This is a genomic window from Massilia aerilata, from assembly GCF_042656905.1.
In the GTDB taxonomy this organism is placed as follows: domain Bacteria; phylum Pseudomonadota; class Gammaproteobacteria; order Burkholderiales; family Burkholderiaceae_D; genus Telluria; species Telluria aerilata.
Window position 1 is genome coordinate 221544 of sequence record NZ_JBHSMZ010000024.1, and the last position, 18777, is coordinate 240320.

Sequence of the window (18777 nt, forward strand, 5' to 3'; positions counted from 1 at the left end):
AATCCCTCGTCATTCCCGCGAAGGCGGGAATCCAAGTTTGTTCGCAGGCTGCTTACACAAACTTGGGTCCCCGCCTTCGCGGGGAGTCGTTTCCGGCAATGCCGGGAACGACGGTGTGTTAGGCGGCTTGCTTGTCCGCCTGCTTGTCCGCATACGCCACCAGCGCATCGCGGAACCATTCGCCGTCTTCCCAGGCCTTGACGCGGGTGCGCAGGCGCTCCTTGTTGCAGGGGCCGTTGCCCTTCAGGACGTTCTGGAATTCGCTCCAGTCGATTTCGCCGAAGTCGTAGTGGCCGGTCTCCTCGTTCCATTTCAGGTCCGGATCGGGGACGGTCAGACCCAGGAATTCGGCCTGCGGCACGGTCTGGTCGACCATGCGCTGGCGCAGCTCGTCGTTCGAGAACAGCTTGATCCGCCACTGGCTCGACTGCGCGCTGTTGACCGATTCCGCATCGGAGGGGCCGAACATCATCAGCGAGGGCCACCACCAGCGGTTCAGCGCATCCTGGGCCATCGCCTTCTGCTCGGGCGAGCCCTGGGCCAGCTTCATCATGATGTCGTAGCCCTGGCGCGCGTGGAAGGACTCTTCCTTGCAGACGCGGATCATGGCGCGCGCATACGGGCCGTAGGAGCAGCGGCAGAGCGGGATCTGGTTGATGATCGCCGAGCCGTCGACCAGCCAGCCGATGGCGCCGATGTCGGCCCAGCTCAGGGTCGGGTAATTGAAGATGCTCGAGTACTTGGCCTTGCCGGCATGCAGGGCGTCCAGCAGCTCGTCGCGCGAGACGCCGAGGGTCTCGGCCGCGCTGTACAGGTACAGGCCGTGCCCGGCCTCGTCCTGGATCTTGGCCAGCAGGATCGATTTGCGCTTCAGCGTCGGCGCGCGCGTGACCCAGTTCCCTTCCGGCAGCTGGCCGACGATCTCGGAGTGGGCGTGCTGGGAGATCTGGCGGATCAGGGTCTTGCGGTAAGCCTCGGGCATCCAGTCCTTGGCCTCGATCTTGACGCCGGCGTCGATGCGGGCCTGGAAGGCTTGCTCTTCCGCGCTCATGTCCTCGCGGGTCTGCACCTTCTTGAGGCCGGTTTCTACCAGTTGGGCGTACATGGAAGTCTCCATTTGTGTTCTCACTGAATCCATAATACGATACAGAAAACATGATGTACACAAAAATTTTGAATCATATCGAGATGCAACAAGCTGCCGTATGCACCGTGATTGCGGTAAAGTAACAATATGAAAACCAGCACCGATTGGATCGCCCGCTTCCTCGCCACCGACCCGCCGCGCTCGAAGTCGCTGGTGATGACCATCTTCGGCGATGCCATCGCCCCGCACGGCGCCCGCCTGTGGCTGGGCAGCCTGATCGAACTGGTGGCGCCGATGGGAGCGACCGACCGCCTGGTGCGCACCAGCGTGTTCCGCCTGGCGCAGGAAGGCTGGCTGGTCGCCAGCCGCGAGGGCCGGCGCAGCAGCTATGCCCTGCTGCCGGAGGCGCGTCCGCGTTTCGAACGCGCCAACCGCCGCATCTACGCGCCGCCCGGGCTGGACTGGGACGGCCGCTGGACCGTCGTGATGGCGCCCAACGGCAGCATCGCCGCGCCCCTGCGCGCGGCGGTGCGCAAGGAGCTCGAGTGGGAGGGCTATGCGATGCTGGCGCCCGGCCTGCTGGCCCACCCGGCGGCCGATGCCCCGACCCTGGCCGACATCCTCGAGCGCGTCAAAGGCACCGGCAAGATCTTCGTCTGCAGCGCGGCCGAGCTGCCGGACTCGGGTTCGCGTCCCTTGGGCGAGCTGGTGCGCGAGGGCTGGGATTTATCGGGCGTGGTGGCCGACTACCGCCGCTTCATCGCCGAATTCACGCCGCTGCTGGCGGCCCTGCGCGAGGAGTCCGGGCTCACGGACCAGGACGCCTTCGTGGTGCGCAGCCTGCTGATCCACGCCTACCGCCGCGTCCAGCTGCACGATCCGATGCTGCCGCTCGACCTGCTGCCCCAGCCCTGGCCGGGTTCGGAAGCGTATGCGCTGGCGCAGGCGATCTACCGCCTGACCTGGGACAAGGCCGAGCAGCACCTGATGGCCGTGCTGGGACGCGAGGATGCGGAGGCGCCGGCGGCGGATGCCGGCTTCTACGACAGGTTCGGCGGATTGCGCTGAGGCCTTGCCATCGACAGGCGGATGCTGGCTATCCCCAGTTCGAGGTCCAGCCCCGGCCAGTACAGGCAGGTATCGCCGAAGCATTCGACCCGGCACAGCTGCGCCACGGTGGCGTGCTCGAACCAGGGGAACATGGCGAACGGCAGATACAGCTCTTCACGACGGCAGCGCAGCCAGAAGCCTTGCCCGTCGATGCTGGTGATCTCGGCGCGCGCCACGCGGATTTCGTTTTTCATCGTTTTTATTCCTCCCAAACGAGCACGTTAGCAAAAGCCGGAAGTCCGGCATTTGAGCCGCAGCAGATGCGCTGAAACGCGCTATCATGCTCGCCTCAGTACCTACAACACGCCAGGACACCTACCCATGTCTATTAAAATCAGCAGCCAGTTCGACGCTGGCGCCATCGAGATCGTCAGCGCCACGAGCGCCGGCGCCATCGACCTGAACATCCGCAAGGATTCGCACGCCGACATCACCCAGTGGTTCTACTTCCGCCTGCAGGGCGCGCAGGCCCAGCCCTGCACGATCCGCCTGCTCAACGCCGGCCAGTCGGCCTACCCGAAGGGCTGGGAAGACTACAACGCGATGGCGAGCTACGACCGCATCAACTGGTTCCGCGTGCCGACCAGCTTCGACGGCCAGGTGCTGACCATCGAGCACACCCCGGCCATGGACAGCGTCTACTACGCCTACTTCGAGCCCTATTCGTGGGAACGCCACCTGGAGCTGCTGGACCGCGCCCAGCTGTCCGAGCAGGTGCGCATGGTCGACCTGGGGTCGACCGTCGACGGCCGCGACCTGAACATGCTGGTCATCGGCGAACCGGCCGCGGGCAAGAAGAAGGTGTGGGTGATCGCACGCCAGCACCCGGGCGAGACCATGGCCGAGTGGTTCGTCGAAGGCATGCTGGACGCCCTGCTCGACCCGGCCCATCCCTTCGGGCGGCAGCTGCTGAAAGAGTCGGTGTTCTATGTGGTGCCGAACATGAACCCGGACGGCTCGGTGCGCGGCAACCTGCGCACGAATGCCGCCGGCGCCAACCTGAACCGCGAGTGGCTGAACCCGAGCATGGAGCGCAGCCCGGAAGTGTTCCTGGTGAAGCAGAAGATGCACGAGACCGGCGTCGACATGTGCCTGGACGTGCATGGCGATGAAGGCCTGCCCTATGTGTTCGTGGCCGGCAGCGAATCCCTGCCGAACTTTACCGCCGAACAGGCCGCCGCCCAGAAGGCCTTCTCGGACGCCTTCATGATCGCCAGCCCGGACTTCCAGGACGTGCACGGCTACGGTGAGTCGCCCTACAGCGAAGAAACGCTGACCATGGGCTCGCCGCACATCACGCACGCCTTCGGCTGCCTGTCGCTGACCCTCGAACTGCCGTTCAAGGACAACGCCAACGACCCGGATCCGCAAGTCGGCTGGGACGGCGCACGCAGCGCCCGCCTCGGCGCCGCCGTGCTGCAGCCGGTGCTGCAAGCCGTACGCGCCATCAAGTAAGCATCCACCCAGCCGGGAACAGTCTGCGCCGCCCCATGTCAAAAGCATGAGTGGCGGTCAGAAGCGGGGAACGGTATGGGGATTGTCTATCGGCCAGGTGAAGATCCGGAACGGGGAGCGCCGTCTCCCGCCGGACTGGCGCTGGGCGACTCCTGGTTCTGGCACGCCGAGCAGACCTTGCTGCAGGCGCTGGTCGAGCATCCGCGGGTGGCGCCCGAGCATGCGGCCATCCGCCTGCTCGGCTTCAACGGCGCGCGCCTGAACCAGTACATCGGCGACGGTCCGTATGCCGGGGTGGTCCACATGGAGCTGGCGCCGAACTTCCACTTCACCGAGTTCTATCTCGGCGGCTTCGCCAACGATGCGCTCGAGCACAGGCTGGCCCTGCGCGACGACTGCACCTCCGCCCCCGACCCGGCAGCCTGCTTTTCAGCCGCACGCCTCGACCTGATGCTTTACCACATCAGCGAAGGCGTGAACGGCATCATCCGGGCCATCCGCTGGGCCTACCGCAAGACGCACTGGCAGCAGCCGATCTTCCTGAACGGCTACGACTACCCGGTGCCCGACGGCCGCGGTTTCGTCGACAGCCATGGCGGCTGGATCACGACGGTGATGGACGACGCCAACGTCGATCCCGACCCGGCCTTCCGCACCCAAGTCATGAGGCACCTGATCGACGCCGTCAACGACGAGGTGCTGGCGGAATTCCACGCGCCCCTTGAACACGTGTTCCACGTCGACAGCCGCGGCGTGCTGGCCACGGCCGCGCCGCAATATAGGGAAGACTGGGAAAACGAGGGCTATCCGACGCGCGAAGGTTTTGCCAAGATCCTGGAGCGGGCCTGGTTTCCCATGCTCGCTCCGTTCGGCATCGTGAACCCGGAAGGTTTTACAGGAAGGTGAAGACCTGTTCCTCGGCCAGGCGCGACTTCGGCAGGCCGGCGTTGAAGTCGGTCTCGGCGTGGTAGCCGAAACTCAGCATCACGAGGCTGGTCAGGCCGCGCTCGTGCAGGCCGAACTCGGCGTCCAGCACGGGCACATCGATCCCTTCCATCGGCGTGGTGTCGATGCCCAGCTTGGCCGCGCCCAGCATGGCGGCGCCGAGGGCGATGTAGACCTGCTTTTCCAGCCACTGCGGCAGGTCTTTCTGGGTGTAGCGGTGCAGGTTCACGTAGCCGAGGCGGCCCTTGGCCTGGCCGGCTCTCGCGGCTTCGTCGCGGAAACGGCCGTCGCGCTGCTCCTGCTCCAGGATATTGTCCAGGTGCGCCTGGTCGGCGTCGGCACGTACGCAGAACAGGATCACGTGCGAGGCGTTGAGGATCTTCGGTTCGTTGTACGAGAAGCCGCCCTGCGCCCCCTTGGCCATGCGCGCCTTGGCGTCGGGCGTGCTGGCGACGATGAAGTGCCAGGGCTGGGAGTTGACGGACGAGGGGCTGTTGCGCAGCAGGCCGTAGATCTGCTGCATCAGCTCGTCGGGGACGCTGCGGGTCGGGTCGTAGGCTTTGACGGTGTGGCGTTTGGTGGCGGCGGCAAGAATGTCCATGGATTCCTTTTATGTGCGATGCATAGATCGCACATTATTGCAGGAACCGGATTCAGCTGCCGGCGATGACCATCTTCTCGATCAGGATCGACCCGGTCGACTTATTGCCACGCGTCAGCACATCATTGCCGATGCCGACGATGGACTGGAACATGTCCTTCATGTTGCCGGCGATGGTGATCTCTTCGACCGGATACTGGATGACGCCGTTCTCGACCCAGTAGCCGGAAGCGCCGCGCGAATAGTCGCCGGTGACGTAGTTGGTGCCCTGCCCCATCAGCTCGGTGACCAGCAGGCCGGTGCCCATCTTGCGCAGCATGCCTTCGAAGTCGTCGGCACGCCTGGTGTCCTTCGAGCTCATGGTCAGGTTGTGCGAGCCGCCGGCATTGCCGGTGGTCTGCATGCCCAGCTTGCGCGCCGTGTACGAGGACAGGAAATAGCCCTGCAGCACGCCATCGCTGACGACCTTGCGGGTCTGGGTGCGTACGCCTTCCTCGTCGAAGGGCGAGGAGCCGACCGCGCCGACGATGTGCGGGTCTTCCACGATATTGATGTGCGACGGGAAGATCGATTGTCCGAGAGAATCCAGCAGGAAGGTCGACTTGCGGTAGAGGGCGCCGCCCGACGTTGCCTGGACGAAAGAGCCGAGCAGGCCGGCGGCCAGCGGGGCTTCGAACAGCACCGGGCAGGTACGCGTGTCGAGCTTGCGTGCGTTCAGGCGGGCCAATGCGCGCTCGGCGGCATAGCGGCCGACCTTTTCGGGATCGGCCAGCTTGTTCGGGTCGCGCGCCGAGCTGTACCAGTCGTCGCGCTGCATCTTGTTGCCCTTGCCGGCGATCGGCGCCACCGACAGGGTGTGGCGCGAGAACGGGTAGCCGGCGCAGAAACCGAGGCTGTTGGCGGCCACGAAGTGCGACTGCTGCACGTAGACGCTGGCGCCTTCGCTGTTGGTGATGCGCTTGTCGACGCCGAAGGCGGCCGCTTCGCAGCGCTGGGCCAGCTGTACCGCGCCCGCGGCGTCGATGTCCCATGGGTAGCACAGGCGCAGGTCGCGCGGGTTCATTTCCAGGAGGTCGGCGTCGGGCAGGCCGGCGGCCGGGTCTTCGGCGGTGAAGCGGGCGATGTTGTAGGCCGCTTCCACGGTGGCGCGCAGCGAGGCGCTGGAGAAATCGGAGGTGCTGGCATGGCCGCGGCGCTGGCCGCAGTAGACGGTCACGCCGATGCCCTTGTCCTTGTTCTGCTCGATGGTCTCGACCTGGCCCTTGCGCACCGTTACCGCCAGCCCGCTACCCTCGCTGATCTCGACCGCCGCATCGCTGGCGCCGGTTTCCCTGGCAATCGCCAGTACGTCCTGCGCGAGCTGCTTGAGCTGATCCTGGGAGTGGGTGAAGACGGTGTCGTTCATGTGCGTTTTTCGTAGCGAGCCCTAAAACAGTTATCATAGCAGCCGTTTACTGTTTTTACCGTCCAGACTTGCGTCTGACGAATCTAGATCATCATGCCAAATGCAAACCGCGGCGCTGTCGGCTTCCGCTCCGACGAGTTCGAACCCGAATACGATCGTCCCTCCAAGTCCGAACTGAAACGGCAGAGTAACGAGTTGCAGAAGCTCGGCGAAACGCTCATCGAAGCGCCGCGCGACCGCGTCAAGCGCGTGCCGATGCCGGACGAAGTGAAGGACGCGATCCTGATGGCCCAGACCATCAGCAACCACGAAGGCCGCCGCCGCCAGCTGCAGTTCGTCGGCAAGCTGATGCGCACGCTGGACGAAGAGGAAGTCGCCGTCATCCAGCGCACCATCGAGAGCTGGAAAGGCGCCTCGAAGGCCGAAACCGCTTCCCTGCACGCGCTCGAGCGCCGCCGCGACAAGCTGCTGGCCGACGACAAGGCCCTCACCCAGCTGCTGGAAGAACATCCGCAGCTGGACGTGCAGCACCTGCGCACCCTGATCCGCAACGCCCGCAAGGAACAGGCCGAGAACAAGCCGCCCAAGGCCTACCGCGAGATCTTCCAGATCCTGAAGGACCTGGCCAAGCCGGCCAAGGCGGCGCCCGCGGAAGGCGAAGAAGGCGAGGAAGCCGACGATGAGTCTGGAGAATAAGGCGCAGTCGAGCACCGGGCTGGTCGTCGGCCTGGTCTCGGTCTCGGACCGCGCCAGCGGCGGCATCTACGAGGACAAGGGCATTCCGGCCCTGCAGGAATGGCTGGGCAAAGCCCTGACCACGCCCTTCCGCGTCGAGACCCGCCTGATTCCCGATGACCGCGCCAGCATCGAGGCCACGCTCATCGAGCTGGTCGACAGCCGGCGCTGCCACCTGGTGCTGACCACCGGCGGCACCGGCCCGGCGCGGCGCGACGTCACCCCGGAAGCGACTCTCGCCATCGGCACGAAAGAGATGCCCGGTTTCGGCGAGCAGATGCGCCAGGTCAGCCTGCACTTCGTGCCGACCGCGATCCTGTCGCGCCAGGTGGCCGTGATCCGCGAGACGCCGGACCACGCCGCCCTGGTCCTGAACCTGCCGGGCCAGCCGAAATCGATCAAGGAAACCCTCGAGGGCCTGAAGGATGCGGACGGCAAAACCGTCGTGGGCGGCATCTTCGCCGCCGTCCCCTACTGCATCGACCTGATCGGCGGCCCGTTCAGCGACACCAACCCGGACGTCTGCACCGCCTGGCGTCCGAAGAAGAAATAAGCCCCAAGGATAAACGCATGAGCGAACTGCTCGACCACGTCACGATCGACACCAGCGACAAACCGGAAATCTCCGTCATCTGGCTGCACGGCCTGGGCGCCGACGGCAACGACTTCGTGCCCATCGTGCGCGAGCTGGACCTGACCGGCCTGCCCGGCATCCGCTTCATCTTCCCGCATGCGCGCAGCATCCCGGTCACCATCAACGGCGGCTACGTGATGCGCGCCTGGTACGACATCACCGGCGCGGAACTCACGCGCCGCGAAGACGAGAACGGCCTGCGCGCCTCGCAGAAGGAAGTCGAAGCCTTCATCGAACGCGAAAAGGCGCGCGGCATCCCGGCTTCGCGCATCGTGCTGGCCGGCTTCTCGCAGGGCTGCGCGATGACCATCCAGGCCGGCCTGCGCCACCCGGAACCGCTGGCCGGCATGCTCTGCCTGTCGGGCTATGTGCCCTTGTCGGCCAAGCTGGCCACCGAGCGCACCCAGGAAAGCCTGAAGACGCCGATCTTCATGGCCCACGGCCTCCACGACAACGTGGTGCCCTTCAGCCGCGCCGAGCAATCGCGCGACCTGCTGGTGTCGCTGGGCTACCAGGTCGAGTGGCACGAGTACACCATGCAGCACTCGGTGTGCCTGGAAGAGGTGCAGCACATGTCTGCATTCTTCAAACGTATTTTGGGGTAAGTTGCGATGGCAAAGAAGGAAGAACTCGACGAAGAGACGATGGCGCTGATTAACTGGTGCATCGAAGTCGAAAAATACCTGGTGGCCGGCGGCGCCACCCAGAAGCAGGCGCAGGAACACATCGAAGAGAACGTCGAGTGGTTCACCGACATGTTCTACGATGAGTTGACGCCGGAGCAGGCGGCCAAGGAAGCGCTGGCCTGATCCGGGTTGCAAGGCCTGCCGCCTAGGCGGCCGGCGGCGCCTTGGCCGCGCACTGCGGCGAATTGGCCGCCGCCCATTCCGCGGCCGTCTTCACCGCGTCCTCGGCCGGCGCGTCCTGCGCTGCCGGATGCATCGCCGGAATACCTCCCTGATAGACCGGACCATCGCCCAGCGCATAGCGCGAGGTGGTCAGCACCAGCATCGACCCATCCGCCAGCGGATAGCTGCTATTCGCCGTCGACTTGCCGAACGAGGTGCTGCCGAAGGTCTGCACCCGCTCCTCGCCCAGCAGCGCCACCAGCAGCATCTCGCCGGCGCTGGCCGTGCGCTTGCCCACCACCACAGCCAGCGGACCACTGCCGAAGCGGACCAGCGGATTGATGCGGTCCGGGGCATATTGCCGGTTCATTCCCTGCAGCCTGGCGGGACTGACGAAAGCCGTGCGCTTGCCGTCGCGGTCCACCCAGTTCGCCTTGTTGGCGGCGCCGAACAACGGATACATGGCCACGAAGGGCGGCCAGGCGTTGCCGCCCGTCTGTTCGCTCAGGTCGACCACGAGGGCGCAGGCGCCGCCGATATCGGGGCGCGCGGCGGCTTCGTCATAGAAGCTTTTCAGGTAGGGCGCGATGGCGCCCGGGCCGCTGCCGACGATGGCCGGCGGCGTCCAGCGGAGCACGCTGCCGCGGCCGGTCATGACCAGCGTGAAGACGGGCGGACGGAGGTCTTCCTGTACGCCCGGCCGGCGCGCCGCATGCAGGGTCTGGCCCGCGGGGATGATGAAGGAATGCTTGTCCGTGTCCAGGGTGCCGAGCAGCTTGCGGATGCGGCCGTACATGTTCTTGCGGTCGATGTCGGCCGGCTCGCCGTCGAAAGCGGCCAGCAGTTCGGCCCTGGCCTGGGCATATTCGGACTGCTGGCGCGGGTACAGGCCCCGGCTCTCGACCAGTTCGATGGTCCTGTCCACGACCTGGTGCGCGACCGGGGCCGGCAAGGTGGCCGCCGGCTGGTCCGCGGCCGCCGCATGCATACTCGGGGCGCATGACATCGCGCAGAACGTGGCAATCGCAAATCGACGAATCATCTTGAGCTCCTATGCGTTTTGGGAAGGTGATTTCACATACCGCGAAACAGGTGCTGGAAACGCTGGCTGACCGGCAGCCTGGCGCCATGCCCGCGTAACTGCACCCACAAACTGCCATCTTCGGCGCGCGCCGCTGCGGCGATGCGCTTGACCGCCACCATGTAGCCGCGGTGGATCTGCCAGAACGCTTCGCCATCCAGCGAGTCCGCCAGCTCCTTCAGGCTCAGGCGAATGTGCGCTTCCATCGCGTCCGTCACCACCCGCGTGTACTTGGCGTCGGCGCAAAAATAGACGACGTCGGCCAGGTCGATGAAGTGGATGGTGCTGCCGGCCGTGGCCTGCAGCCAGGCCGGCTGCTGGGTTTTGCGAGGCGCCTGCATCAGGCGCGACAAATCCGGCGGCGGCTGGTCCAGGCGCGCACGCACCCGCTCGAGCGCGCGCGCCAGGCGCTCCATGCCCAGCGGTTTCATCACATAGTCGACCGCGCCTTCGTCGAAGGCGGCCAGTGCATGCTCGCCATAGGCCGTCACGAACACCACGTGGGTGCGGGCGCCGAACACGCGCGCCAGTTCCAGGCCGTCCAGGCCGGGCATGCGGATGTCGAGGAAGGCCACCCGCGGCGCCAGCTCGCGGCCCAGGCGCAGCGCCGCGATGCCGTCCTCCGCCTCGACGATGCGGGCTTCCGGCCACAGCCTCGACAGCGCTTCGGCCAACTCCGCGCGCAGCAGCGGCTCGTCGTCCGCAACCAGGATGCAGGGTGGGTTCATGCGGCCATTTCCAGTTTCATGCACGGCAGTGTCAGCACCGCCTCCGTGATACCACCGGATGTACGGCGCAGGTCGAAGGCCGCTCTCCCGCCATATAGCGCGGCCAGGCGCTGGCGCAGGTTGCGCAGGCCGACGCCGCTGCCCAGCGCTGCATCGACCAGGCCGGCGCCATCGTCGCCGACCACGATCGTCACCGCGGCGCCGGCGCGCTGCGCGTCGAGCGTCACGCTGACGGCGCCGGGCTTGCGCTCGACCCCGTGCTTGACCGCGTTTTCCACCAGCGTCATCAGGAGCAGCGGCGGCACCGGCATGCCGGCCAGGCCGGGCGGGCAATCGAGGCGATACCGCAGGCGCTCGCCGAAGCGGATCGCCATCAGCGCCAGGTAGTGCCCGGCGAGGTCGAATTCGCGTCCCAGCGTGGAGTCGCGGCTGCGCATGTCCGGCAAAGCGCTGTGCAGGTAGGCGATCAGGTGCTCCAGCATCTGCGCGGCGCGCTCCGGATCCTGGCGCGCCAGGTAGCGGGTGTTGGCGAGGGTGTTATACAAAAAATGCGGTTCGACCTGGGCCTGCAGGGCCTTCAGCTCGGCCGCCAGTACCGCATGGCGCAGTTCGGCCAGCTGCTGGGCGTGGGCGCGGACCTGGGCCTGGCGCAGCGGCAGGCCGAGCACCAGTATGCTGATGCCAAAGGCGCAGGCCAGCACCTGCAGATTCGGCAGGCCGGACGAGCCATGCGCCGTCATCCACGCGCGATAGGCCGGGAGCGCCGCCAGCGACCCGGCGGTGCTGGCGAACACCAGCGCGCCCCAGGCCTCGCGCCAGCCGAAACGGCTGGCGAACACGCGTGCGCCCAGCAGCAGCAAGGCGCAGGCCAGCAGCATTGGCGCCAGGATGGCCGCGAACAAGCCGATCAGGGAATACCGTTGCAGCCAGGCGGCGCCCGCCACGAACACGCACAGGTGGACCAGGCTGAGCATGCCCTGGCGCGCGCTGCAGCCGTAGAGGCGCCGCACGGCCGCGGCCGCGGTGTCGTCGCGCGGATTCAAAGGACAGGCGCCGTCGGCAGGGCGTGGCCGCGATCCAGCGTATCGACCGGAACGTCCTGGCCGACCGTTTCGAAGCCGAGGCGGTCGATCCATACCTGGCCCTTGCCGTTGTTGACCACGCCGAACACGATGACGGCGGCATCCGGCGGCACGTCGAGCACCACGCTGCGTTCCTGCCAGTCGGCGCTGCCCTTGATCGGCCGGTCGGCGCTGTTGTAGAAGGCGATGCCGCGGCCGGCGCGGTTGTCGATCCGCATCCACAGCCCCGCCCAGCCGCTCACGTCGCGGGTCTTCACGAAGGCGCGGAAGCGGATCCGCTGGCCGAGGTAGTTCTGGGCCGAGATCGGCTGTGCCAGCGCGGCCCAGGCCTTCGGATCGTCTGCCGCGTTGCGCAGGAACTTGGCGCCCTTGAAGCCCTCGTCCTGGTCGATGCCGGCGCTGAATTTCTGCGGATGGCCACCGGCCAGCTGCCAGGGCGCCGGCAGCGGTTCGGGGGCGGCGGCCAGCGCCAGGACCGAGCTTGCGGCAATCGCCGCGGCGAGCACGTAATGTGGTTTCATGTGTTTTCAGTTCCTTCAAGGGCTGCTACAGGCCCTACTTTGCCCGCCGGCGGCGCATCGCGTCCGGGTACGCGACGAAAGCCCGCCCGGCGGCGACGAGCGCGGCATCGCGCCGACGAGCTGGCCCGGCAGCGCCTATTCGGGTAGCGGATCGGCGCTCGACGCCGGCGCCTCGGTCTGCGCCGTGTTCATCACCATCGCCAGGAAGGTGTAGTAGCCGTTCACGCCCATCAAATCGACCACGCCCTGCTCGCCGAACAAAGCCAGGGCGTCGTTGTAGACGCGGTCGGAGACGCGCTTGTCGCGGTGCAGCTCGAGGCAGAAATCGTAGACCACGGATTCGTCGACCAGCATGGCGGCCGGGCGATGGCGCCGCGCGATGGCGCCGATCACGTCGGCGGTGATGCCGACCTGCTGCGCGATCGGTGCGTGGATCGCCCACTCGACCTGCTGGTCCCATTCGCGCGCGGTGACGAGGATCGCCAGTTCCGACAGGCGCACGCCGATCGCGCTGCGGTAGCGCAGATACTCCCCCAGGCGCTGCGCATAGCCCATCAGCTCGGGGCTGCGCAGCAGCGGCACGAAGGGGCCGTACAGGCCGCCGCGCGGGCCGTTGACAATCTCCTGGGCCGCTTCGCGCTGGGCGGCTGTCCATTCGGCTTCGGGAATCGGGCGTAGGCGGTCGGTCATGGGCGCTCAAATAATGTCCAGAAAGAAAATATTCGCACGGCTTCCGGCAAAAATCAAAAGAATCCTGGCGCGCAGCGTTTATTGTCAATCGTCAACTTTTCGAAGGAGATTCCCCCATGAGCCGCATCCTTCACCGCAGCCTGCACCAGACGCCGCCCATGGCGGTCGGCGGCCAGGGCATCTGCCTGCGCGACAGCCAGGGCAAGACCTATATCGACGCAAGCGGCGGCGCGGCCGTGTCTTCGCTTGGCCATGGCCACCCGGACGTGATCGCCGCCATGCATGCCCAGATCGACCGCTGCGCCTACGCGCACACGGCCTTCTTCACCACCGAGGTGGCGGAGCAGCTGGCCGACCGCCTGGTGGCCCGCGCGCCGGCGGGGATCGGCGCGGTCTACCTGGTGTCGGGCGGCTCGGAAGCGATGGAGACCGCGCTCAAGCTGGCGCGCCAGTACTTCGTCGAAGGCGGCGAGGATCAGCGCTCGCTGTTCATCGCGCGCCGCCAGAGCTACCACGGAAACACGCTGGGCGCGCTGGCGGTGGGCGGCAACGAGTGGCGCCGCAAGCCCTTCGCGCCGCTGCTGATGGACGTGCCGCGCGTGGCGCCCTGCTACGAATACCGCGACCGCCTGGAAGGCCAGACCACGGCCCAGTACACCGCCATGCTGCTGGACGAGCTGGAAGCGACGATCCTGCTGGCCGGACCCGAGCGCGTGATCGGCTTCTGCGCCGAGCCGGTGGTGGGCGCCACCGGCGGCGCGATCCCGCCGACGCCGGACTACTTCCGCGGCGTGCGCGCGCTGTGCGACAAGTACGGCATCCTGTTCATCGCCGACGAGGTCATGTGCGGCATGGGACGCACCGGCACCATGTTCGCGATCGAGCAGGATGGCGTGGCGCCGGACCTGATTGCGGTGGCGAAAGGGCTGGGCGCGGGCTATGCGCCGATCGGCGCGGTGCTGGCCAACGGCGCTATCATCGAGCGCCTGCGCAGCGGCAGCGGGACCTTCCTGCACGGGCACACCTACATCGGCCATCCGGTGGCGGCGGCCGCCGCGCTGGCGGTGCAGGACGTGATCGAGCGCGACGACTTGCTGGTGCAGGTGCAGAAGCGCGGCGCTACCCTGCGGCGCATGCTGGGCGACGTCTTCGCCAGCCACCCGCATGTGGGCGACATCCGCGGCCGCGGTCTGTTTCTGGCGCTGGAACTGGTGCGCGACCGCGCCACCAGGGAGCCCTTCGCCCCGGAGCTGAAGCTGCACGCGGCGATCAAGGCGAAAGCGATGGAATGCGGTCTGATGGTGTACCCGATGGGCGGCACCATCGACGGCCGCCGGGGCGACCACGTGCTGCTGGCGCCGCCCTTCATCGTCAGCGCGGCGCAGTTGTCGGAAATCGTGACGCGGCTGGATGATGCGCTGAAGGCCGCACTCAGGCAGGTATCCTGACCGTCGTCCCCGCGCAGGCGGGGACCCAAGTTTTTTGAACACTTGGCGAACTTGGATTCCCGCCTGCGCGGGAATGACGAATCATTTCGAAAACGCCACCACTTCCTGCTGCTGTTCGCCGAGACCGGCGATACCGAGCCGCAGCTTGTCGCCCTTTTTGAGGAAGCGCTGCGGCGTGCGCCCCAGGCCCACGCCCGGCGGGGTGCCGGTGGTGATGATGTCGCCCGGCTCGAGGGTCATGAAGCGCGACAGGTAGCTGACGATTCTAGCAACCGTGAAGATCATGTTCGACGTGTTCCCGCTCTGCATGCGCTTGCCGTTCAGTTCCAGATAGAGGTCGAGGTCCTGCACGTCGAAGATCTCGTCCTTCGTCACCAGGAAGGGGCCGACCGGGCCGAAGGTGTCGCAGCCCTTGCCCTTGTCCCACTGCGAGCCCATCTCGAACTGGAAGGCGCGCTCGGAGACGTCGTTGACCACGCAATAGCCGGCCACGTATTTCATGGCGTCCGCTTCGCTGACGTACTGCGCGCGCTCGCCGATGACGACGCCCAGCTCGACCTCCCAGTCGGTTTTCTTCGAGCCTTGCGGCAGGCGGATGCCGTCGTCCGGGCCGGACAGGCAGCTGGTGGCCTTCATGAACATGATCGGCTCCTTCGGAATCGGCGCGCCGACCTCGGCCGCGTGGTCCGAGTAGTTCATGCCGATGCCGATGAATTTGCCGACGCCCTTGACCGGCACGCCGAAGCGAGGTTCGCCGCGCACGATGGGCAGGGTCTTCCAGTCGACCTTGGCCAGCTTGCGCAGCGCCTTTTCCGACAGCACCGAGGCGTCGATGTCGTCGACGATGCCGGCCAGCGAGCGCAGGCGGCCTTCTTCGTCGAACAGTCCGGGCTTTTCCTTACCGGGGCGACCGTAACGTACCAATCTCATATTCTTCCTTCTCTGCGAGTAAAGCGATCCCGCATTTTACCGGACGCCGCCGGCGTAGGAAGTCGAGGTAGTAACGGATCAGGCCCGGCAGCTGCAACAGCACCAGCACGCCGAAGGCCACGCGGTAGGCCTGCGCCGGGTAGTGGCCGAGCAGGTCGGGACGCCAGAACCCGACCACCTGGCCGAAGCCGGCCTGCACCAGGAAGGCGCCGATGAAGATCAGCAGGTTCAGGCAGGTCGCCGCGCGCCCGGTCAGCTCGCGCGGCAGGCTTTGCGCCACGATCGCATACTCGATGCCGGTGATGGTGCCGACCAGCGTGAACAGCACCGACAGGGTCTGCAGGCTGGGCTTGTAGCCGATCACGAGGAGTGCCTGCACGATCACGAACAGGGCCACGCCAACCGCCGCCACGTCCAGCGAGCGTATCCCGCGCCGCCCTGCCCACTCGGTGATCATGCCGACCGCGATCGCGCCGAAGATCACCGAGGCCATGCCCATGTAGAGCAGATAGGCCACGGCGCTTTCCGGAAAGCGCGCGACGTCGGACAGCCAGCGGCCGATCCACAAACCCTGGATGCCGAAGAAGACCGCATGCGGCAGCAGAACCAGCGAGATCGTGTTGCGGAAGGCCGGCGTGCGGTAGACGTCGAGCACCGAACGCACCGTCGGCGCCTTGCCGCCCTGCGGCTTCGAACGCGGACTCACCAGCCAGATCAACAGGCCCGAGCAGGCCGACAGGACGGCCAGCAGGATGAACAGGCCGCGCCAGTCGGTATGCTGCAGCAGCGCGCGCACCGGCATGGTGCTCGATGCCGCGCCCAGCCCGCCGACCGCGATCAGGTAGCCCTGCACCGAGGGCAGCTTCTTCGGCGAGATCCAGATCGAAATCGCCTTCACCGCCGACATGAAACAGCCGCCCAGGCCAAGGCCGATGATGGCGCGCGCCACCACCAGCTGCGCGAAGCTGTGCCCGTGCCCGAACATCCACGCGCCGCTGGCGGCAAGGAACATCAGCACCAGCTGCACCTTGCGCGGCCCGTAGCGGTCGAGCGCGATCCCGACCGGCAGCTGGACCAGCGCGAAGGCGAAGAAGAAGGCGCTGGTGAGCAATCCGAGCTGGCCGGGCGTGAGCGCCAGCGCGCCGACCAGCTGCGGGGCCAGCACGGCGTTCACGTTGCGCAACAGGGAAGACAGGTAGTGTCCCAGCGCGAACGGCAGGAACACGTAGAAAAAAACCGCCACGCCGGAGAGGCGTGGCGTCGTCTGGTCAGCGTCCATGACAGGAAGCTCGGGCGCGAGTTACGCGGCGTCGGGCTGCGAATCGCTGGCGCGGCGGTCGCGCGGCGCCTGGACGATGGGGGTCACGCGCCCGGCCGGCACATGGAAATCGGCGTCCCCGCTGTCGGCGTCGGCTTCGAAGAAGAATTTCTTGCGGCCGAAGGCGGGCTTCAGGTGATCCAGCCAGGTCGCGTCCGGGTCGTATTTGGCAAAGAAGGGACGGCGCACCCACGCCGGATTGCGGGCCTGCAGGAACTGCAGCGCGAACAGCTTTTCGCCGTTGATGGTGACCACGCCGTCGATCACGACCTTGCCCGGGAAGGCGCTCATCGACGGCCCGCGCACCGTGCGCGACAGCCCCGACACCATGCTGTAGGCGGACTGGAAGATCTCGTGGGCGCGCGCCAGCGGCAGCGAGAAGTACTCGCGCGGGCCGGTGTCGCGCTCGACGAACATGTAGTACGGGATCGCGCCCAGGCGCACGCCGGTGGTCCACAGCTCGGCCCAGCTGTGCGGATCTTCGTTGATGTGGCGGATCAGCGGGCCCTGCATGCGCAGCGTGGCGCCGGTGCCGACGATGCGCTTGACGGCCTGCTGGGCAATGCTGCTGCGCAGCTCGACCGCATGGTTGTAGTGGCCCATGATGGCCAGGTTCTTGCCGGCCCTGACCACCTTCTCGAACAGGCGCAGCAGGTCGTCGCTGTCCTTGTCGGACACGTAGCGCTGCGGCCAGTAGGCCACCGACTTGGTGCCGATGCGGATGTTCTGGATGTGGGCCAGCTCCGGCGCCAGCAGCGGCTCGATGAATTCGGTCAGCGAGCGCGTATTCATGATCATCGGGTCGCCGCCGGTGATCAGGACGTCGGTCACGTCCGGGTGGGTCGCCAGGTAAGCCACCAGCTCGGTGCATTCGCGGGCGTCGAACTTCATGTCGTCCATGCCGACGAACTGCGGCCAGCGGAAGCAGAAAGTGCAGTAGGCGTGGCAGGTCTGGCCGGCGCTGGGGAAGAACAGCACCGTCTCCTTGTACTTGTGCTGCAGGCCCTTGAGCGGGGCGTCGTTCACGCGCGGCACGTTGTGGGTCATCTGCCCCGCCGGGTGCGGGTTCATGCGCATGCGGATGTCGTGCACCAGCTTCGCGATCGCGGCATCGTCCTTCTTATATAGCACCAGGTCGCGCAGCTGCTCGTACTCCTTGGCGGGCAGCATGTCGCGGTGCGGGAAGGTCAGGCGATAGATCGGATCGTCAGGGATGCGGTTCCAGTCGATCAGTTGCTCCATCACGTATTCGTTGGTGCGGAAAGGCAGGACGTGGGATACCACCTGGACTGCTTCCTGCAGGTCCGGGCTCATCCACTGCCACTGGCGTGCGGTGGCGATCGACTGGCGGGTATAAGGCTTGAATTTCGCTGGCAGGGCGTCTGGCGTGGTCACGGGAGTTCTCCATGGAGAAGAAAGGTTGACGTAAGGAACCGAAATTGCCGGCAGGAACTGATGGTAGACAGCGCCCCGCGACCTTGAGTTGCCATGAATCAAGTCTAATCCGACACCCTGTCGGAATATGACTAAGCACTGTGGAAGATCAGTTCCGGCTTTGCGACGCCACATCGGCGAGTGCTTGCGTTAAGACAATTCCTCAAGAGTGCCCACGGCGTAGAGTACTAAATGCAATTTGGCAACATTCAGACCAGCCGTCACTTCGAAAGGATTCGCCACTATGAAGCTGCTCGCTACCGCAACCGCCCTGTGCCTGGTCTCCGCCGCCGCACTGGCCAATGAACCGACCGAGAAAGACGCCATCGCCATGGCCGAGCGCGGCGCCGCCATGGTCAAGGCCAAGGGCAAGGAGGAGGTGATGAAACGCATCAGCGCCAAGGACCCGGATTTCGTCCAGGGCTCGCTGTACATCGACATGCGCGACGTCAAGACCGGCATTGTGCTGGCCCATCCCTACAACCCTTCGATCGTCGGCAAGGACCTGACCGACGTCCCCGATGCCAATGGCAAGAAGTACCGCCGCGGGATCATCGAGCTGGCCGCCGCCAAGGGCAAGGGCTGGGTCGACTACCAGTACAAGAACCCGACCAGCGGCAAGATCGAGCCGAAGACCACGTATATCCTCCTGGTCGACGGCGTGGTCCTCGAGGCAGGCCTGTACAAGAAGTAAGCACCAGCGCTCGAAAAAATGCCCGACAAGG

Annotated in this window: 21 protein-coding genes; 9 read left to right on the forward strand and 12 right to left on the reverse strand. The window is 66.2% G+C overall.

Annotated features, from left to right (window positions below; translation table 11 throughout):
- Positions 1–118 precede the first annotated feature (118 nt).
- Positions 119–1105: a 1,2-phenylacetyl-CoA epoxidase subunit PaaA gene (paaA, locus tag ACFPO9_RS24470; protein WP_379776166.1), complete on the reverse strand. Its 987-nt coding sequence runs from the start codon at positions 1103–1105 to the stop codon at positions 119–121.
- Between the two features lie 129 nt (positions 1106–1234).
- Here paaA and paaX point away from each other — a divergent pair, with 129 nt between their 5' ends.
- Complete coding sequence (gene paaX, locus ACFPO9_RS24475) at positions 1235–2155, forward strand: phenylacetic acid degradation operon negative regulatory protein PaaX (RefSeq protein ID WP_379776169.1); 921 nt, start codon at positions 1235–1237, stop codon at positions 2153–2155.
- On the opposite strand, the gene ACFPO9_RS24480 is transcribed toward paaX, so the two are convergent.
- A complete protein-coding gene (locus ACFPO9_RS24480; RefSeq protein ID WP_379776172.1) occupies positions 2128–2391 on the reverse strand; it encodes a DUF2442 domain-containing protein in 264 nt (87 codons plus the stop codon). The genes paaX and ACFPO9_RS24480 overlap by 28 nt on opposite strands.
- A 127-nt stretch (positions 2392–2518) precedes the next feature.
- Between ACFPO9_RS24480 and ACFPO9_RS24485 the strand changes: the two genes are divergently transcribed.
- Together ACFPO9_RS24485 and ACFPO9_RS24490 are read left to right on the forward strand one after the other, a co-directional pair.
- Positions 2519–3652: a M14 family metallopeptidase gene (locus ACFPO9_RS24485; protein WP_379776175.1), complete on the forward strand. Its 1134-nt coding sequence runs from the start codon at positions 2519–2521 to the stop codon at positions 3650–3652.
- 75 nt (positions 3653–3727) lie between these two features.
- Positions 3728–4558: a hypothetical protein gene (locus ACFPO9_RS24490; RefSeq protein WP_379776178.1), complete on the forward strand. Its 831-nt coding sequence runs from the start codon at positions 3728–3730 to the stop codon at positions 4556–4558.
- On the opposite strand, the gene nfsB is transcribed toward ACFPO9_RS24490, so the two are convergent.
- Positions 4545–5198, reverse strand: a complete 654-nt coding sequence (nfsB, locus tag ACFPO9_RS24495) for an oxygen-insensitive NAD(P)H nitroreductase (RefSeq protein ID WP_379776181.1) — start codon at positions 5196–5198, stop codon at positions 4545–4547. The genes ACFPO9_RS24490 and nfsB overlap by 14 nt on opposite strands.
- Before the next feature lie 52 nt (positions 5199–5250).
- Entirely contained in the window at positions 5251–6603 is a 1353-nt protein-coding gene (pmbA, locus tag ACFPO9_RS24500; protein WP_379776183.1) for a metalloprotease PmbA, read from the reverse strand.
- A gap of 93 nt (positions 6604–6696) precedes the next feature.
- On the opposite strand from pmbA, the gene yjgA reads away from it, so the two are divergent.
- The 4 genes from yjgA to ACFPO9_RS24520 are packed head-to-tail and all read left to right on the forward strand — an operon-like array spanning position 6697 to position 8781.
- Positions 6697–7299, forward strand: coding sequence for a ribosome biogenesis factor YjgA (yjgA, locus tag ACFPO9_RS24505; RefSeq protein ID WP_379776186.1), 603 nt, complete (start codon positions 6697–6699; stop codon positions 7297–7299).
- Positions 7283–7891 (forward strand): molybdopterin adenylyltransferase, encoded by a 609-nt coding sequence (gene mog / locus ACFPO9_RS24510; RefSeq protein ID WP_379776189.1) that lies wholly within the window; start codon positions 7283–7285, stop codon positions 7889–7891. The genes yjgA and mog overlap by 17 nt, the downstream gene beginning before the upstream one ends.
- Positions 7892–7908: 17 nt before the next feature.
- On the forward strand, positions 7909–8577 hold the full coding sequence (locus ACFPO9_RS24515) for an alpha/beta hydrolase (protein ID WP_379776191.1): 669 nt from the start codon (positions 7909–7911) through the stop codon (positions 8575–8577).
- A gap of 6 nt (positions 8578–8583) precedes the next feature.
- A complete protein-coding gene (locus ACFPO9_RS24520) occupies positions 8584–8781 on the forward strand; it encodes a hypothetical protein (RefSeq protein ID WP_379776193.1) in 198 nt (65 codons plus the stop codon).
- Between the two features lie 22 nt (positions 8782–8803).
- Here ACFPO9_RS24520 and ACFPO9_RS24525 read toward each other — a convergent pair whose 3' ends face one another.
- The 5 genes from ACFPO9_RS24525 to ACFPO9_RS24545 form a co-directional block, all read right to left on the reverse strand.
- Complete coding sequence (locus ACFPO9_RS24525) at positions 8804–9862, reverse strand: S41 family peptidase (RefSeq protein WP_379776195.1); 1059 nt, start codon at positions 9860–9862, stop codon at positions 8804–8806.
- 32 nt (positions 9863–9894) lie between these two features.
- Positions 9895–10629: a LytR/AlgR family response regulator transcription factor gene (locus ACFPO9_RS24530; RefSeq protein WP_379776198.1), complete on the reverse strand. Its 735-nt coding sequence runs from the start codon at positions 10627–10629 to the stop codon at positions 9895–9897.
- The gene (locus ACFPO9_RS24535; protein ID WP_379776200.1) at positions 10626–11672 is read right to left on the reverse strand and encodes a sensor histidine kinase; all 1047 of its coding nucleotides are present in this window, start codon (positions 11670–11672) and stop codon (positions 10626–10628) included. Before ACFPO9_RS24535 ends, ACFPO9_RS24530 begins: the two co-directional genes overlap by 4 nt.
- Positions 11669–12232: a transcriptional regulator gene (locus ACFPO9_RS24540; RefSeq protein WP_379776203.1), complete on the reverse strand. Its 564-nt coding sequence runs from the start codon at positions 12230–12232 to the stop codon at positions 11669–11671. Before ACFPO9_RS24540 ends, ACFPO9_RS24535 begins: the two co-directional genes overlap by 4 nt.
- Positions 12233–12367: 135 nt before the next feature.
- Complete coding sequence (locus ACFPO9_RS24545) at positions 12368–12922, reverse strand: carboxymuconolactone decarboxylase family protein (RefSeq protein ID WP_379776206.1); 555 nt, start codon at positions 12920–12922, stop codon at positions 12368–12370.
- Positions 12923–13038: 116 nt separating this feature from the next.
- On the opposite strand from ACFPO9_RS24545, the gene ACFPO9_RS24550 reads away from it, so the two are divergent.
- Positions 13039–14370, forward strand: coding sequence for an aspartate aminotransferase family protein (locus tag ACFPO9_RS24550; protein WP_379776209.1), 1332 nt, complete (start codon positions 13039–13041; stop codon positions 14368–14370).
- Between the two features lie 81 nt (positions 14371–14451).
- Here ACFPO9_RS24550 and ACFPO9_RS24555 read toward each other — a convergent pair whose 3' ends face one another.
- Genes ACFPO9_RS24555 through ACFPO9_RS24565 form a run of 3 tightly spaced genes read right to left on the reverse strand, consistent with a single transcriptional unit; the run spans position 14452 to position 18013 of the window.
- A complete protein-coding gene (locus ACFPO9_RS24555) occupies positions 14452–15300 on the reverse strand; it encodes a fumarylacetoacetate hydrolase family protein (protein ID WP_379776212.1) in 849 nt (282 codons plus the stop codon).
- Positions 15269–16579: an MFS transporter gene (locus tag ACFPO9_RS24560; RefSeq protein ID WP_379776215.1), complete on the reverse strand. Its 1311-nt coding sequence runs from the start codon at positions 16577–16579 to the stop codon at positions 15269–15271. Before ACFPO9_RS24560 ends, ACFPO9_RS24555 begins: the two co-directional genes overlap by 32 nt.
- Before the next feature lie 21 nt (positions 16580–16600).
- Positions 16601–18013 (reverse strand): KamA family radical SAM protein, encoded by a 1413-nt coding sequence (locus tag ACFPO9_RS24565; RefSeq protein WP_379776217.1) that lies wholly within the window; start codon positions 18011–18013, stop codon positions 16601–16603.
- A gap of 283 nt (positions 18014–18296) precedes the next feature.
- On the opposite strand from ACFPO9_RS24565, the gene ACFPO9_RS24570 reads away from it, so the two are divergent.
- Complete coding sequence (locus tag ACFPO9_RS24570) at positions 18297–18746, forward strand: cache domain-containing protein (RefSeq protein ID WP_379776220.1); 450 nt, start codon at positions 18297–18299, stop codon at positions 18744–18746.
- The last annotated feature ends 31 nt before the right edge of the window (positions 18747–18777 follow it).

Bases quoted from the DNA above. Each gene is read 5' to 3' on its own strand.
- paaA (WP_379776166.1), bottom strand. From the start codon at position 1,105: ATGTACGCCCAACTGGTAGAAACCGGCCTCAAGAAGGTGCAGACCCGC.
- paaX (WP_379776169.1), top strand. From the start codon at position 1,235: ATGAAAACCAGCACCGATTGGATCGCCCGCTTCCTCGCCACCGACCCG.
- ACFPO9_RS24480 (WP_379776172.1), bottom strand. From the start codon at position 2,391: ATGAAAAACGAAATCCGCGTGGCGCGCGCCGAGATCACCAGCATCGAC.
- ACFPO9_RS24485 (WP_379776175.1), top strand. From the start codon at position 2,519: ATGTCTATTAAAATCAGCAGCCAGTTCGACGCTGGCGCCATCGAGATC.
- ACFPO9_RS24490 (WP_379776178.1), top strand. From the start codon at position 3,728: ATGGGGATTGTCTATCGGCCAGGTGAAGATCCGGAACGGGGAGCGCCG.
- nfsB (WP_379776181.1), bottom strand. From the start codon at position 5,198: ATGGACATTCTTGCCGCCGCCACCAAACGCCACACCGTCAAAGCCTAC.
- pmbA (WP_379776183.1), bottom strand. From the start codon at position 6,603: ATGAACGACACCGTCTTCACCCACTCCCAGGATCAGCTCAAGCAGCTC.
- yjgA (WP_379776186.1), top strand. From the start codon at position 6,697: ATGCCAAATGCAAACCGCGGCGCTGTCGGCTTCCGCTCCGACGAGTTC.
- mog (WP_379776189.1), top strand. From the start codon at position 7,283: ATGAGTCTGGAGAATAAGGCGCAGTCGAGCACCGGGCTGGTCGTCGGC.
- ACFPO9_RS24515 (WP_379776191.1), top strand. From the start codon at position 7,909: ATGAGCGAACTGCTCGACCACGTCACGATCGACACCAGCGACAAACCG.
- ACFPO9_RS24520 (WP_379776193.1), top strand. From the start codon at position 8,584: ATGGCAAAGAAGGAAGAACTCGACGAAGAGACGATGGCGCTGATTAAC.
- ACFPO9_RS24525 (WP_379776195.1), bottom strand. From the start codon at position 9,862: ATGATTCGTCGATTTGCGATTGCCACGTTCTGCGCGATGTCATGCGCC.
- ACFPO9_RS24530 (WP_379776198.1), bottom strand. From the start codon at position 10,629: ATGAACCCACCCTGCATCCTGGTTGCGGACGACGAGCCGCTGCTGCGC.
- ACFPO9_RS24540 (WP_379776203.1), bottom strand. From the start codon at position 12,232: ATGAAACCACATTACGTGCTCGCCGCGGCGATTGCCGCAAGCTCGGTC.
- ACFPO9_RS24545 (WP_379776206.1), bottom strand. From the start codon at position 12,922: ATGACCGACCGCCTACGCCCGATTCCCGAAGCCGAATGGACAGCCGCC.
- ACFPO9_RS24550 (WP_379776209.1), top strand. From the start codon at position 13,039: ATGAGCCGCATCCTTCACCGCAGCCTGCACCAGACGCCGCCCATGGCG.
- ACFPO9_RS24555 (WP_379776212.1), bottom strand. From the start codon at position 15,300: ATGAGATTGGTACGTTACGGTCGCCCCGGTAAGGAAAAGCCCGGACTG.
- ACFPO9_RS24560 (WP_379776215.1), bottom strand. From the start codon at position 16,579: ATGGACGCTGACCAGACGACGCCACGCCTCTCCGGCGTGGCGGTTTTT.
- ACFPO9_RS24570 (WP_379776220.1), top strand. From the start codon at position 18,297: ATGAAGCTGCTCGCTACCGCAACCGCCCTGTGCCTGGTCTCCGCCGCC.